Source organism: Pseudomonas helleri (assembly GCF_001043025.1).
Lineage (GTDB): Bacteria > Pseudomonadota > Gammaproteobacteria > Pseudomonadales > Pseudomonadaceae > Aquipseudomonas > Aquipseudomonas helleri.
In genome coordinates this window covers 377,656-392,447 of record NZ_JYLD01000001.1, presented here as the reverse complement: position 1 = coordinate 392,447, position 14,792 = coordinate 377,656, and the positions used below count along the sequence as shown (strand labels likewise).

14 protein-coding genes are annotated in these 14,792 nt (G+C 57.9%); 10 read left to right on the top strand and 4 right to left on the bottom strand.

Translation table 11 applies throughout. The features are described 5' to 3' along the window. The first annotated feature begins 85 nt into the window (after nucleotides 1-85). Nucleotides 86-1,399 carry an ATP-binding protein gene (locus TU84_RS01690; RefSeq protein ID WP_048366763.1) on the top strand — a complete coding sequence of 438 codons (1,314 nt, stop codon included), beginning with the start codon at nucleotides 86-88 and terminating at the stop codon, nucleotides 1,397-1,399. Nucleotides 1,400-1,490: 91 nt separating this feature from the next. Here TU84_RS01690 and rimK read toward each other — a convergent pair whose 3' ends face one another. Continuing rightward, nucleotides 1,491-2,396 carry a 30S ribosomal protein S6--L-glutamate ligase gene (rimK, locus tag TU84_RS01685; RefSeq protein WP_048366762.1) on the bottom strand — a complete coding sequence of 302 codons (906 nt, stop codon included), beginning with the start codon at nucleotides 2,394-2,396 and terminating at the stop codon, nucleotides 1,491-1,493. Then, nucleotides 2,393-2,875, bottom strand: a complete 483-nt coding sequence (rimB, locus tag TU84_RS01680; RefSeq protein WP_048366761.1) for a retropepsin-like aspartic endopeptidase RimB — start codon at nucleotides 2,873-2,875, stop codon at nucleotides 2,393-2,395. The genes rimK and rimB overlap by 4 nt, the downstream gene beginning before the upstream one ends. 241 nt (nucleotides 2,876-3,116) lie before the next feature. Here rimB and TU84_RS01675 point away from each other — a divergent pair, with 241 nt between their 5' ends. From TU84_RS01675 to TU84_RS01655, 5 genes are all read left to right on the top strand, one after another. Beyond that, nucleotides 3,117-3,521, top strand: coding sequence for an RNA-binding S4 domain-containing protein (locus TU84_RS01675; protein WP_048366760.1), 405 nt, complete (start codon nucleotides 3,117-3,119; stop codon nucleotides 3,519-3,521). Between the two features lie 165 nt (nucleotides 3,522-3,686). After that, complete coding sequence (gene hslO, locus TU84_RS01670; protein ID WP_048366759.1) at nucleotides 3,687-4,601, top strand: Hsp33 family molecular chaperone HslO; 915 nt, start codon at nucleotides 3,687-3,689, stop codon at nucleotides 4,599-4,601. A 179-nt stretch (nucleotides 4,602-4,780) separates the two neighbouring features. Then, nucleotides 4,781-6,325, top strand: a complete 1,545-nt coding sequence (locus tag TU84_RS01665) for a phosphoenolpyruvate carboxykinase (protein WP_048366758.1) — start codon at nucleotides 4,781-4,783, stop codon at nucleotides 6,323-6,325. Between the two features lie 347 nt (nucleotides 6,326-6,672). Next, nucleotides 6,673-6,942 carry a type II toxin-antitoxin system Phd/YefM family antitoxin gene (locus TU84_RS01660; RefSeq protein ID WP_082148603.1) on the top strand — a complete coding sequence of 90 codons (270 nt, stop codon included), beginning with the start codon at nucleotides 6,673-6,675 and terminating at the stop codon, nucleotides 6,940-6,942. Beyond that, nucleotides 6,911-7,249, top strand: coding sequence for a type II toxin-antitoxin system RelE family toxin (locus TU84_RS01655; RefSeq protein WP_048366757.1), 339 nt, complete (start codon nucleotides 6,911-6,913; stop codon nucleotides 7,247-7,249). The genes TU84_RS01660 and TU84_RS01655 overlap by 32 nt, the downstream gene beginning before the upstream one ends. Before the next feature lie 66 nt (nucleotides 7,250-7,315). On the opposite strand, the gene TU84_RS01650 is transcribed toward TU84_RS01655, so the two are convergent. Continuing rightward, nucleotides 7,316-7,666, bottom strand: a complete 351-nt coding sequence (locus TU84_RS01650; protein ID WP_048366756.1) for a DUF1493 family protein — start codon at nucleotides 7,664-7,666, stop codon at nucleotides 7,316-7,318. 244 nt (nucleotides 7,667-7,910) lie between these two features. On the opposite strand from TU84_RS01650, the gene TU84_RS01645 reads away from it, so the two are divergent. Continuing rightward, nucleotides 7,911-9,854, top strand: coding sequence for a RecQ family ATP-dependent DNA helicase (locus TU84_RS01645; protein ID WP_048366755.1), 1,944 nt, complete (start codon nucleotides 7,911-7,913; stop codon nucleotides 9,852-9,854). A gap of 92 nt (nucleotides 9,855-9,946) precedes the next feature. Here the strand turns inward: TU84_RS01645 and TU84_RS01640 are convergent, their stop codons facing one another. Further along, nucleotides 9,947-11,314, bottom strand: a complete 1,368-nt coding sequence (locus TU84_RS01640) for a formimidoylglutamate deiminase (RefSeq protein ID WP_048366754.1) — start codon at nucleotides 11,312-11,314, stop codon at nucleotides 9,947-9,949. Between the two features lie 145 nt (nucleotides 11,315-11,459). Here TU84_RS01640 and hutC point away from each other — a divergent pair, with 145 nt between their 5' ends. The 3 genes from hutC (at nucleotide 11,460) to hutU (ending at nucleotide 14,784) form a co-directional block, all read left to right on the top strand. Continuing rightward, nucleotides 11,460-12,170, top strand: coding sequence for a histidine utilization repressor (gene hutC / locus TU84_RS01635; protein ID WP_153328128.1), 711 nt, complete (start codon nucleotides 11,460-11,462; stop codon nucleotides 12,168-12,170). Then, nucleotides 12,167-12,739, top strand: coding sequence for a HutD/Ves family protein (locus TU84_RS01630; protein ID WP_048366752.1), 573 nt, complete (start codon nucleotides 12,167-12,169; stop codon nucleotides 12,737-12,739). Before hutC ends, TU84_RS01630 begins: the two co-directional genes overlap by 4 nt. A gap of 347 nt (nucleotides 12,740-13,086) precedes the next feature. After that, on the top strand, nucleotides 13,087-14,784 hold the full coding sequence (gene hutU, locus TU84_RS01625; RefSeq protein ID WP_048366751.1) for a urocanate hydratase: 1,698 nt from the start codon (nucleotides 13,087-13,089) through the stop codon (nucleotides 14,782-14,784). The last annotated feature ends 8 nt before the right edge of the window (nucleotides 14,785-14,792 follow it).

The following is a 14,792-nucleotide window of genomic DNA, read 5'->3' as shown; positions in this document are numbered from 1 at the left end:
CAGTGGCCTTAGGGCGCCGGGTGGCTCGCACTTCATTCTATTGCGGGTCTTGGTACTCGTCCCTGCAACGTGTAAAGCGCCATCTATGAAAACCCCTCTGTGGTTCCCCCAAAGTTTTTTCTCCCGCACCCTCTGGCTGGTGCTCATCGTCGTCCTGTTCTCCAAGGCATTGACCCTGGTTTATCTGTTGATGAACGAAGATATGTTGGTCGACCGCCAATACAGCCACGGCGTGGGCCTGGTGCTGCGCGCCTATTGGGCAGCTGATGAAGAGAACCGCGCCAAGATCGCCGATGCCGCAACGCTGACGCGTGTGGTGGGCGGCGGGGTACCAGAAGGCGAGCAACACTGGCCTTACAGCGAGATTTACGAGCGTCAGATGCAGGCCGAACTGGGTGCCGACACCGAAGTGCGTTTGCGCATGCACTCGCCTCCGGCGCTGTGGGTACGAGCGCCGAGCCTGGGCGATGGCTGGCTAAAGGTACCGTTGTACCCGCACCCGCTGCGTGGGCAAAAAATCTGGAGCGTACTGGGCTGGTTCCTGGCCATCGGGTTGTTATCCACCGCTTCGGCGTGGATTTTCGTCAGCCAGCTCAATCAGCCACTTAAGCGGCTGGTTTATGCGGCCAGGCAGTTGGGGCAGGGGCGCAGTGTGCGCCTGCCGATCAGTGATACACCGAGCGAAATGACCGAGGTGTACAGCGCCTTCAACCAGATGGCTGAAGATGTGGAACAGGCAGGCCGCGAGCGCGAACTGATGCTGGCGGGTGTGTCCCATGACTTGCGCACGCCGTTGACGCGTTTGCGTTTGTCGCTGGAGTTGATGGGCAACCACAACGACCTGACCGACGACATGGTGCGCGACATTGAAGACATGGACGCCATTTTGGATCAATTTTTGGCGTTTATCCGCGACGGTCGCGATGAGCCGGTTGAAGAAGTTGACCTGTGCGAACTGATCCGCGAAGTCGTTGCGCCGTATAACCAGAATGACGAACAGGTGCGCTTGCGTTTGCAGCCCATTCAGCCGTTTGCGTTGCGTCGGGTATCGATGAAGCGCCTGCTCAATAACTTGATCGGCAACGCCTTGCACCATGCGGGGGATGACGTTGAAGTGGCCGCCTATGTGTCTGGCGATACCAGCGCGCCTTACGTGGTGCTGAGTGTGATGGACCGCGGTGCAGGCATTGACCCGTCCGAGCTTGAAGACATCTTCAACCCGTTTATTCGCGGTGATCGTGCCCGAGGCGGCAAAGGCACTGGCTTGGGCCTGGCGATTGTTAAACGTATCGCCTCCATGCACGGCGGCAACGTTGAGTTGCGTAACCGTGCTGGCGGTGGCCTGGAAGCCAGAGTCCGGCTGCCGCTGGGTTTGATGTTGCCGCGCGGCGCCGTTTAAACACACACCCTGTAGGAGCGAGCTCGTCTCGCGATCTTTTGATCTGTTAAAAGATCGCGAGGCAAGCTCGCTCCTACACGTTTTGGGTGCGTTAACCCTTGCCTTTAGTCCGCGTCATGTTCGGGCCGCTGTTTTTTTCCAGATGCTCAATGATGATCCCCGCCACATTTTTGCCCGTGGTGGTTTCGATCCCTTCAAGCCCCGGCGATGAGTTGACCTCCAGCACCAGCGGGCCGTGGTTGGAGCGCAGAATATCGACCCCGGCCACGCTCAACCCCATGACCTTGGCTGCACGAATAGCCGTCATACGTTCTTCGGGGGTGATTTTGATCAGGCTGGCGCTGCCGCCACGGTGCAGGTTGGAGCGGAACTCGCCCGGCTTGGCCTGGCGCTTCATGGCGGCAATCACCTTGTCGCCCACCACGAAGCAACGGATATCGGCACCGCCCGCTTCCTTGATGTATTCCTGCACCATGATGTTCTGCTTGAGGCCCATAAAGGCTTCGATCACCGACTCGGCCGCCGTCGCGGTTTCACACAGCACCACGCCAATGCCTTGCGTGCCTTCCAATACCTTGATCACCAGCGGTGCGCCGTTAACCATTTCGATCAAGTCCGGGATGTCATCCGGCGAGTGGGCAAAACCTGTCACCGGCAAGCCCAGGCCACGACGCGAGAGCAATTGCAGCGAGCGCAATTTGTCACGTGAACGGGCAATGGCCACCGACTCATTGAGCGGAAACACGCCCATCATTTCGAACTGGCGCAACACCGCACAGCCGTAAAACGTCACGGATGCACCAATGCGCGGGATTACTGCATCAAAGCCTTCCAGCGGCTTGCCACGGTAATGGATCTGCGGCTTATGACTGGCAATGTTCATATAGGCGCGCAAGGTATCGATCACCACCATCTGATGGCCTCGTTCGGTCCCGGCCTCAACCAGGCGACGAGTGGAATACAGACGCGGGTTGCGCGACAGCACAGCGATCTTCATGCAGCACCTTTGGAGGAGGTAGTAGTCACCGGAAACACCGGCTTGTCTTGAACGTATTTTTGCCCCGGGTTAACGACCAATTGGCCGTCGACCAGCGCTTTTGAGCCCAGCAACAGGCGGTAGCGCATCGATTTGCGGCAAGCGAGGGTGAATTCGACTTGCCACACATGATCCCCCAGGGCCAGGTCGGTGCGTATGACATAGCGCACCTGTGTGTGACCGTTTGAGCTCTTAATGGTTTTAATCGCCACTAACGGCGCTTCGCAGCGACGGTGGCGCAGTTGTACCAATGTGCCCAAATGGGCATTGAAACGTACCCACTCGACACCGTCGCGCTCAAAAGGCTCGATCTCGGTGGCATGCAAACTGGAGGTACTGGCGCCGGTGTCGATTTTCGCGCGCAAGCCGGCGACGCCCAAATCGGGCAGCGCCACCCACTCGCGCAGACCGACAACGGTCAAATGATCAAATGTCTTCAATATAAGTAACCAGCGATTAACGTATTCAGGTTGCAGGAAAGGCCCTGCAGGTCACACATGAAAGCCAACAGGCGGTATTCACGCAGAATAGCTGGCAAATGGCGACAGTTTTCCTACGGGGGGATGCAATGCAGTGATTGAGCTGCAGTGTTGGCCGATGAGCATTCTATCGGGCGTATTCCTTCCTTGGTTCATCAAAAGTAGTAGTACAGTTCTGTGAATTTAAATGAAGGGGCTTCCAATGGCGCAGAAACAGGAAGAGGACGACAAAGTCCGGTTGGACAAATGGCTGTGGGCGGCACGCTTCTATAAAACCCGGGCGTTGGCCAAGGCGGCCATTGAAAGTGGCAAGGTTCACTGCCGTGGCGAGCGTTGCAAGCCCGGCAAAGAGCCGCGTGTGGGTGATGAGTTGCAGATCCGGGTAGGGCTTGAAGAGCGCACCGTCGAAGTCAAAGCCTTGTCGGTGGTACGTCGTGGCGCCCCGGAGGCGCAAACGCTGTATGCCGAAACCGAGCAAAGCATCGCCAAGCGCGAAAACGCGGCTGCGCTGCGCAAGGCCGGGGCGATGGGGATCACTACCGACGGCAAGCCGACCAAAAAACAACGTCGCCAACTGCACCAGTTGCATGACGTGAGCGATTTGTAACAACAGCAGCGGCGGATACGTTGTGGGCTGCCATTGCTTTGCCGTGCGTCGTGTCTGTGCAGACATGACTTGTAACTGCGCAGGTGAAACGCCATATAGGGTTATTAGCCAGCGGCCTGTTAAAGCCCCACCTACATTAAGTAACCCATTCAGAACTCTATTCTTATGTCCGATCTACTTAAAAACGACCTCCCAAAAGACGCCACCCAACGCTTTATGTTTGACACCTGCGATGCCCGTGGCGAGCTGGTTTCGCTTGAGCACAGCTACGCAGAAGTGTTGGCCAAACATAACTACCCAGAACCGGTCCAGCAATTGCTGGGCGAGCTGATGGCGGCAGCGGCGTTGCTGGTGGGCAACCAGAAAAACGACGGTTTGCTGAGCCTGCAAGCGCGTTCCGAAGGCCCGGTGCCACTGTTGACCATCGAGTGCACCAGCGAGCGCGAAATCCGTGGTTTGGCCCGTTTTGATCCTGAGCAGATTGCCCCGGATGCCACCTTGGCCGACCTGCTGCCAGACGGCCTGCTGGCCATTACCGTTGTGCCAAAAGTGGGCGAACGCTCCCAGGGTTTTGTGGACCTGGATGGCGAAACGCTGGCGGATTGCTTCACCAATTACTTCGTCATGTCTCAGCAAGTGCCTACGCGCTTCTGGCTGAAAGCGGACGGTCTGCGTGCACGTGGCATGTTCTTGCAGCAACTGCCGGTCGACGTGATCGATGACGAAGAGGAGCGTGCCGATAAGTGGAAAGAACTGCTGATGCTGGGCGATACGCTCAAGGCTGAAGAGCTGATGGGGCTGGACAACGAAACCATCCTGCACCGTCTGTACCACGAAGAAACCGTGCGCGTGTTCGACTCAGAAGCACTTGAGTTCAAATGCAGCTGCTCGCGTGAGCGTTCAGGCAATGCATTGACCAGCCTGGGCCATGAAGATGCGCTCAATCTGGTGGCCGAACACGGTGGTCATATCGAGATCGATTGCCAGTTTTGCAACGCCCAATACCTGTTCGATGCGGCCGATGTGGATCAATTATTCTCCGGCGCGGGTGTTCAGTCGCCTTCCAATACTCATCACTAAAACGTTTCAGCGCAGGTGAAACACCTGTCAATTACCGTTCTTGCGCGGTTCTGACAGGTGGGCCCTACTCTTTTTGGCCATTTCTGGCATAATCCGGCCCACTTTTTTCGCGGTAGTAGTGCAACTATTTCTACTACAAAACGTTTGGCGCACTCGGCCAATGGCCGACGGGGAACCTCATGACGCAAGCTAATAACGCCGTGCACATCGATCTGAGCATCGACGAACTGGTAAAAGAAGCCCTGAACCGTGGTGAAGGCGAGCTTGCCGACAGCGGTGCACTGGTTGTTCGTACCGGCCATCGCACGGGTCGTTCACCTGCTGACCGCTTCATTGTTGAAGAACCGACCACTCAGGACGCAATCGCCTGGGGCCCGATCAACCGCAAGTTCCCGGCCGACAAGTTCGACGCGCTGTGGGACCGTGTTTCGGCTTACGTGGCTGAGCGTGAGCGTTTCGTTTCTCACGTTCATGTAGGCTCTGATCCGGCGCACTACCTGCCCGTCAAAATGACCACCGAAACCGCGTGGCACAACCTGTTTGGCCGTTGCCTGTTCATCAACCCGGAACAGTACAACCCGGCGGGCAAAGACGAGTGGCAAATCATCAACGCACCGAACTTCGTGTGCGAGCCAGAGCGTGATGGCACCAACTCCGACGGTTGCGTGATCATCAACTTTGCAGCCAAAAAAGTGCTGATCGCAGGCATGCGTTACGCCGGCGAAATGAAAAAAGCCCTGTTCTCGGTTCAAAACTTCCTGCTGCCAGCAGTCGACGTTCTGCCGATGCACTGTGCGGCCAACATGGGCGAAGAGGGCGACGTGACCCTGTTCTTCGGCCTGTCGGGCACCGGTAAAACCACCCTGTCGGCTGACGAAAGCCGTTACCTGATCGGTGACGACGAACACGGCTGGGGCGTGGGCGTGGTGTTCAACATCGAAGGCGGTTGCTATGCCAAGTGCATCGACCTGTCCGAGAAAAACGAGCCGGTGATCTGGAAAGCCATCCAGCACGGCGCGGTACTGGAAAACGTTGTTATTGATCCAGTCACCAAAAAAGCGGACTACGCAGACGACAGCCTGACGCAAAACAGCCGTGCTGCTTACCCGCGTGAACTGATCGAAAAACGCGCACCGAAAAACCTCGGTGGCGAGCCAAACGCTGTGATCTTCCTGACCTGCGACCTGACCGGCGTACTGCCACCGGTGTCGATCCTCAGCGAAGAACAAGCGGCTTACCACTTCCTGTCGGGTTACACCGCACTGGTAGGTTCGACTGAAATGGGTTCGGGCAGCGGCATCAAGTCGACCTTCTCGACGTGCTTCGGCGCGCCATTCTTCCCGCGTCCTGCTGGCGAATACGCAGAGCTGCTGATCAAGCGCATCCGCGGTTTCGGCTCCAAGGTTTACCTGGTTAACACCGGTTGGACTGGCGGCGGCTACGGCGTTGGCAAGCGCTTCAACATCCCGACCACCCGTGGCGTGATTGCAGCGATCCAGAGCGGTGCTCTGATCGGCGCAGAAACCGAGCACCTGGACACCATCAACCTCGACGTGCCATTGGCCGTACCGGGTGTTGACACTGCCCTGCTGAACCCACGTAACACCTGGGCTGACAAAGCGGCCTACGACGAAGCGGCCAAAGCCCTGGCTGGCCTGTTCGTTGAGAACTTCAAAAAGTTCGACGTCAGCGACGCGATCAAAGCTGCTGGCCCGAAGCTATAAGCATCGGTTAGCGCATTGATCTACAAAAAAACCGCCTGAAAGGGCGGTTTTTTTGTGCCTGAAGATTAAAGGCTCGCAGCCTTAGGCAGCTTCTGCATCGGTATATATCCAATAACCGGGCTCGCCTGAAGTGATGAGTGGGCTTTTATTACTTTTGAAGCGCTTTTAAAAGTGCTTTTGATAAACTCTTTAAGCGTGCTATTTTCGGCCCTTATCATGCGATCAGCGGCCAGTCGTTCAAGTGTTTCGATTTGGCTTATCGCGCAGACTAAAAAATGAATTTTGGCTCTGATGACTTACAGCGATAACGGATAAGTCATCCCTTATTCAAAGACATGAGGTCGTATATGACGTTCACCGTACTCGCTAAAGTTGCAGCTTCTGTAACCGATTTGAAAAAGGACCCTATGGGCACCTTTCGCGAAAGCGGCGGCGACCCGATGGTTATTCTCAATCGTAATGAACCCGCTTTTTACATCCTCTCGCCAGAGCGCTATGAGCTGCTGCTCGAGATGATTGACGACGCTGAGCTGGAAAAGCTGGTCAATGAGCGGCGGGGCAATCCTACTATCAAGGTCGATATTGATGAGCTCATCGCCACTGCCGAAAAAAACTGAACCTCAGGCAGATGTGATCAAGCGCTATACCCTTGAATTTGTAATGGAAGCCAAAAAAGAACTGTCAAAGCTGGATCCAGTGCTCCAGGTCCAACTGTTGAAAAAGCTCAAATCACGCCTGTTAGCACCCAGGGTGCCGGCAGCAAAACTCAGCAATATGGTTGATTGCTACAAAATTAAACTGCGCGCCAGCGGTGTAAGGCTGGTGTATGAAGTCATTGATAACCGCTTGGTGGTGTTAGTGCTGGGGGTTGGCAGGCGTGATGATAATGCGGCTTATATAGCCGCTAAAAAGCGCCTTCACTGATTTACTGAGAGCGATTTTTTTAGCCCTTTAAAGATCGCGAGACAAGCTCGCTCCTACAGGTCCCGTTCAGGCTTCCAGGGCTTGTGTGTCCCAATGCCCGAGTCTGATGGCTTCATACAGCATGCCAATGGTCAGCGGCACCTTGTTGCCCCGGCCTTTGGCGTTGCGCTTGAAATGCGGGTCGTTGCCCGCCGGGTGGAAATAGCGATACGCATCGTAATCGGCCAGTTCCAGCCCGAAGCGCTCCTCCAAGCTTTCCATCAAATGCTGGGCATCGCTGCCATTGCAACCCAGGTCGAGGTTGATCGAGGTCTTGAGGCTGATGGTCTTGTGCTCGGGCAGGCCGATTTCTTCATGCAGCAACTGCATCAGCTCGCGCAGGGCCGGTGTGTCGGGGAGGGTGCTGGCGAGTTTCATGATCAGAAATCCATGTGGTAATCAAAGACAGGTCTTCAGGCGAATCGTCAGCACCATAAACCAAATTAAAAATCGATGCTCCGTGCTTCAGGTGGGTTCGTGAGGTTGCCATTCAAGGCTCTGGACAGCGACAAGCGCTTGACCCTGTATCATCCCCTCTCAATTTGCCCCCGACCTTTTCTCGATTCGCCGCAAACCCTGCGCTACGGTTCAGGACTCTGCGGCGGTCAATGGAGTGACAGCGATGTACAACACCCTGGAACAGGTTTTCGGTTATCCACAGTTTCGCGCAGGCCAAGAGGCGGCGATCAGTGCGGTGCTGGCCGGGCGTTCGGCGGCGGCGATTTTTCCGACGGGGTCGGGCAAGTCGTTGTGTTACCAGTTGCCTGCATTGTTGCTGCCGCATCTGACGCTGGTGGTATCGCCGCTGCTGGCGCTGATGCAGGATCAACTGGCGTTTTTGCAGCGTCATGGCATTGCTGCCGCCAGTATCGACTCGGTGCAAAGCCGCGATGAGGCCAGCGCTGTCATGGCGCGGGCCAAGGCGGGTGAGTTGAAGATTCTGATGGTGTCGGTTGAGCGCCTGAAGAACGAGCGCTTTCGTCACTTTTTGCAGCAGGTGCCAATTTCATTACTGGTGGTGGACGAGGCGCACTGTATTTCTGAGTGGGGGCATAACTTTCGCCCGGATTACTTGAAGCTGCCGGACTACCAGCACCAGTTCAATATCCCGCAAGCCTTGCTGCTGACGGCCACGGCCACGCCCGCTGTGATCGCTGACATGCAGCGCAAATTTGCGATTGCCGAGTCGGATGTCGTCACCACCGGTTTTTATCGCGCCAACCTGGATCTGTGGGTCGAGCCCGTCACCGGCGCGGCCAAGCGTCAGCGTCTGGTGCAGTGGATGGGCGAGCGTCTCGGCCAGCCGAGCATTGTGTACGTCACTTTGCAAAAAACTGCCGAACAGATCGCCCAACACCTGAGCCAACACGGGATCAACGCCAACGCTTACCACGCAGGCTTACCCCACGAGCAACGGGAAAGCATCCAGCGCCAGTTCATGGCGGGCCAACTCAATTGCATCGTTGCGACTATTGCCTTCGGCATGGGTATCGACAAAAGCGACATTCGCAACGTGGTGCATTTTGACCTGCCCAAGTCGATTGAAAACTACAGCCAGGAAATCGGCCGCGCCGGTCGCGATGGCGCAACGTCCGAGTGTCTGGTCCTGGCCAATCGCGACAGCCTCAATGTCCTGGAAAACTTTGTGTATGGCGACACGCCAGAGCTGCAAGGCATCCGCTGTGTGCTGGAAGAACTGAGTGCAGCGATTGCCGAAGGGCAGTGGGAGTTCATGCTGACGCCACTGTCGGACCAGAGCAACATCCGCCAGTTACCCCTCAAAACCCTGTTGGTGCAGTTGGAGTTGCGCGGCCTGATCGCCCCGCGTTACGCCTATTTTGCCGAGTACCGCTTCAAGTTCTTGATCGAGCCCGACACCTTGCTGGCCAAGTTTGAAGGCGAGCGCCAACAGTTTGTAGCGGCGATTATCCAGACCTCCAGCCGTGCCCGGACCTGGGCCACGGTGAACTTTGACACCCTGTACGAGCAGCATCAGGCGGACCGCAATCGAGTGGTCAAGGCGCTGGACTACTTTCAGGAGAAGGGTTGGATCGAGCTTGAAAGCAAGCAGATGACCGAGGTCTATAACGTGCTGGTGACTGAGGTAGATGCACAGGCGCTGAGCCTTGAGTTGCATCAGTACTTCACCGCCCATGAGCGCAGCGAAATTGCGCGTATTCACGCAATGCTGGCGCTGTTCTCCAGTGATACCTGCCTGAGTTATCGGCTGGCGCAGTACTTTGGCGATGAGCAGGCGCCGCAGCAGTGCGGGCATTGCTCTGTGTGTGCGGGGCAGATTGCGCGCTTGCCCGACCCGCCCGCGCTGGCGCCGCTTGTGGATAAAAACTTTGACGCGCTGTGCGGTGCTTTTATCCACAGGCATCAGGAGTACACAGGCAGTTATCCACCGGCGGAACGCGTGACCCGTTTTTTGTGCGGCATTAGCGTGCCGTTATTCACCAAGATCAAAGCGCGTTCGATTGCAGGTTTTGCCGCCCTGGAAAACTACCCCTACGCCGACGTACGCCACTGGGCCGAACACCACCTGGCAGATGAGTGGATTTGAACCGGTGGGAGCGGGCTTGCTCGCGATAGCATCGACGCGGTGTACCTGATACATCGAGTCGTCTGAATCGCGAGCAAGCCCGCTCCCACACTTTATTCCCCCAGAAGTTCTTTCAACACGCGAGTGAAGTCCCGGCTGCTCACGTCTTCATCTGCATGGCGCCTGTCACGCACCACCCATTGGCCGTTCACCATCACGTCACGGACCTGACGATCGCCGCCGGCAAACAACCAGCGGTTGAGAATCCCGTCTTCCTGCGCCGTCGCCAGATACGGGTCGTTGCCGTCGAGTACCAGCCAGTCGGCCCGCTGGCCCACGGCCAATCCGGCTACCGGCTGGCCCATTGCTTGTGCACCGCCCGCCACGGCGGCGTCGTACAGGGTACGCCCGACCATCGGCTGGTCACTGCGGTACAGGCGGTTGCGCCGTTGGTCGCGTAAACGCTGGCCGTATTCCAGCCAGCGCAACTCTTCAACCACGCTCAACGACACGTGGCTGTCTGAGCCAATGCCCATGCGGCCGTTTTGCGCGAGGTAGTCCACCGCCGGGAAAATTCCGTCGCCCAGGTTGGCTTCTGTGGTCAGGCACAGCCCGGCCACGGCCTGGCTGTGCGCCATAAGGCGCACTTCGTCGGGTGTCGCGTGGGTGGCATGCACCAGGCACCAGCGCGCGTCGACTTCAACGTTGTCATACAGCCACTGGATCGGGCGTTTGCCGCTCCAGCCCAGGCAGTCATCGACTTCCTTTTGCTGCTCGGCAATGTGGATATGCACCGGGCACGCCGTGTCGCTGGCGCGCAGCACGTCGTGTAGTTGTTCGGGGGTGACCGCTCGCAGCGAGTGGAAACACAGGCCCAGTTGTTGCGCCGGTTGTTGCGCCAGCAGGGGTTTTAACTGCTGCTGCAAGGTCAGGTATTGCTCGGTGCTGTTGATAAAACGGCGCTGGCCATCGTTAGGCGCCTGGCCGCCAAAACCGGAATGGCTGTACAGAACCGGCAGCAACGTCAGGCCTATGCCGGTGGAGCGCGCCGCTTCACTGATGCGCAGCGCCAGCTCGGCCGGGTTGGCGTAAGGCTGGCCCGACAGGTCGTGGTGCACGTAATGGAATTCCGCCACCGAGGTGTACCCGGCCTTGAGCATTTCGATGTACAACTGGCGGGCGATGACGCCCAATTGCTCAGGGCTGATTTTGCCGACCAGCCGGTACATCAGGTCGCGCCAGGTCCAGAAGCTGTCGTTGGGGTTGCCCGCCACTTCGGCCAAACCGGCCATGGCCCGCTGAAACGCATGGGAGTGCAGATTCGGCATGCCCGGTAACACCGGGCCGTTCAAGCGTTGTGCGCCTTGGTCGTCGGCATTGGCTTGAATACGGGTCAGAAAGCCGTCGGCCCCGACCTCAATGCGGACATGAGTAGCCCAGCCTGTGGGTAACAGCGCACGTTCGGCGAAGAAGACGGACATCGGTTGAGCACCCCATCGTGGAAATTTGTATATACATATACAGACGTTTGCCTGCCCGGTAAACTCCGGCAAGCTACGCCCCTTAACTCATGAACAAGGATTGCCTGTGTCGACTCCGCCTGTCGTGCCCCCGCTGGCCGCCCACATGGGCGACAGTCCAGCCCCGCTTTACGCTCGCGTAAAACAGATGATCACTCAGCAAATCGAGAGCGGTAACTGGCCGCCGCATTACCGCGTGCCGTCTGAAAGCGAGCTGGTCAGCCAACTGGGCTTCAGCCGCATGACCATCAACCGGGCGCTGCGCGAAATGACCGCAGACGGCCTGCTGGTGCGCATGCAGGGTGTTGGCACCTTCGTGGCCGAGCCAAAAACGCAATCCGCGCTGTTTGAAGTCAACAACATTGCCGACGAAATCGCCGCCCGTGGCCATAAGCACACCTGCAAAGTGATCAGCCTGGCCGAAGAACTGGCCGGTTCCGAGCGCGCCGCCGTCCTCGACATGCGTGAAGGGCAGAAAGTGTTTCATTCGTTGATCGTGCATTACGAAAACGGTATTCCCGTGCAAATTGAGGACCGTTTCGTCAACGCGCTCGTCGCTCCGGACTACCTCAAGCAAGACTTCACTCGGCAAACGCCTTACGCCTATCTGTCGCAGGTCGCACCGCTGACCGAAGGTGAGCACGTGGTCGAAGCGATTTTGGCTGACCCCAAAGAGTGCAAGCTGCTGCAAATTGAAGCCAGCGAGCCGTGCCTGCTGATCCGCCGTCGCACGTGGTCGGGCCGTCAGCCAGTGACTGCCGCTCGTCTGATCCACCCCGGTTCCCGTCATCGCCTGGAAGGACGTTTCAGCAAATGAGTGAACTCAGCGTTTTACGCGCCGCCGATTACCCGCGCATGCCGTGGAAAAACGGCGGCGGCAGTACTGAAGAAATCACCCGCGATGTCGGTGAAGGCCTTGATGGCTTCGGCTGGCGCTTGTCGATTGCCGACATTGGCGAGTCGGGCGGCTTTTCGCGTTTCGACGGCTACCAGCGAGTCATCACCGTGCTGCAAGGCGCGGGCATGCACCTGCAGGTGGACGGCGAGCAGAGCCGGGCGTTGTTACCGTTCGATGCCTTTGCTTTTAAAGGTGACAGCGAGGTCAGTTGCCGCTTGATCGACGGGCCGATCCGCGACTTCAACCTGATCTACGCCCCGCAGCGTTACAGCGCCCGCCTGCAATGGCTGCAAGGCGGTAGCCGCTTGTTCACCCCGGCGCAGACCGTGCTGGTGTTTGCTGCTGATGAGCACGTTGACGTACGCGTGGGTGACACGCGTCACGAACAACTTGGCCGCTACGATTGCCTGCAACTGAACGGTAATCGCGAGCTGCTTGAGATCGCCATCACCGGCCGTAGCTGCGTGATTGAGTTGAATAGGGTCTGAAAATGTGGGAGCGGGCTTGCTCGCGATAGCATCACTGCGATGTGCCTGATACACGGCGTTGTTTGCATCGCGAGCAAGCCCGCTCCCACAAGTCGAGTTAAGCCACGCCCCATCTTGTTACCTAACGCCCCAAAAAGACGCAAAACGCCCTTCAAGTAACATCCCCTTACTCTCCCTCCTGCATGTTTAAGCAAACCTTGTGCGTGCCTCAACGCCCTTGTTTTCGGGCCTTTCAACCCATGTCGCGATGTTTTAATTGACAGCAAAGTCACGTTGGCCGCTTACTTGCATATTCTTGTATGTACAAGTACATAAGTGTTCACCTGCCCAGCACTGAGGAGTTACCCGTGACTTCAACTACCCCTAAATCGCCTGTCGCGTTCAACCGTCACCGCGAAGGTGAGATCCGCGCCGCCCGTGGCACTCAGCTCACGGCTAAAAGCTGGATGACTGAAGCACCCCTGCGGATGCTGATGAACAACCTTGATCCACAGGTGGCAGAAAACCCGACCGAGCTGGTGGTGTATGGCGGTATTGGTCGTGCGGCGCGTAACTGGGAGTGCTACGACAAAATCGTCGAAAGCCTGACCAACCTCAACGACGACGAAACCCTGCTGGTGCAATCGGGCAAGCCGGTCGGCGTGTTCAAAACCCACAGCAACGCACCACGGGTACTGATCGCCAACTCCAACCTGGTGCCGCATTGGGCAACGTGGGAACACTTCAACGAACTCGACGCCAAAGGCCTGGCCATGTACGGCCAGATGACCGCCGGCAGCTGGATCTACATCGGCAGCCAGGGCATCGTCCAGGGCACTTACGAAACCTTCGTTGAGGCTGGTCGCCAGCATTACAACGGCAGCCTGGTCGGCAAATGGGTACTCACCGCAGGTTTGGGCGGCATGGGCGGCGCACAACCGCTGGCTGCGACCCTGGCGGGCGCGTGCTCACTGAACATCGAATGCCAGCAAAGCCGCATCGACTTCCGCTTGGCCACGCGCTACGTCGACGAACAAGCCGCTGACCTGGATGACGCCCTGGCCCGCATCGCCAAATACACCGCCGAAGGCAAGGCGATCTCCATCGCGCTGTGCGGTAACGCCGCTGAACTGCTGCCAGAAATGGTGCGCCGTGGCATTCGCCCGGACATGGTCACCGACCAGACCAGCGCCCACGACCCGCTCAATGGCTACCTGCCAAAAGGCTGGACCTGGGAGCAGTACCGCGACCGCGCCGTGACCGATCCGGCGGGCGTGGTCAAAGCCGCCAAAGCCTCGATGGGTGAACACGTAGAAGCCATGCTGGCGTTCCAGAAAGCCGGCATTCCGACCTTCGACTACGGCAACAACATCCGCCAGATGGCCAAAGAAGTGGGCGTTGAAGCTGCGTTCGACTTCCCGGGTTTTGTTCCGGCGTACATCCGCCCACTGTTCTGCCGTGGCATTGGCCCGTTCCGTTGGGTTGCACTGTCGGGCGATGCAGAAGACATCTACAAAACCGACGCCAAGGTCAAAGAGCTGATCCCTGACGACGACCACCTGCACAACTGGCTGGACATGGCCCGCGAGCGCATCAGCTTCCAGGGTTTGCCAGCACGTATTTGCTGGGTTGGCCTGGGTCAGCGCGCCAAATTGGGCCTGGCGTTCAACGAAATGGTGCGCAGCGGTGAGCTGAAAGCGCCGATCGTGATTGGTCGTGACCACCTGGACTCAGGTTCGGTGTCCAGCCCGAACCGTGAAACCGAATCGATGCAGGACGGTTCGGATGCCGTCTCTGACTGGCCACTGCTCAACGCTTTGCTCAACACCGCGAGCGGCGCGACCTGGGTATCGCTGCACCACGGTGGGGGCGTTGGCATGGGCTTCTCGCAGCATTCGGGCATGGTGATTGTGTGTGACGGCACCGACGAAGCGGCCGAGCGCATCGCCCGTGTGCTGCACAACGACCCGGCGACCGGTGTGATGCGCCATGCGGATGCGGGTTACCAGATCGCCATCGACTGCGCCAACGAACAGGGCCTGAATCTGCCGATGGTCAACGGCTAAGCCCAGAG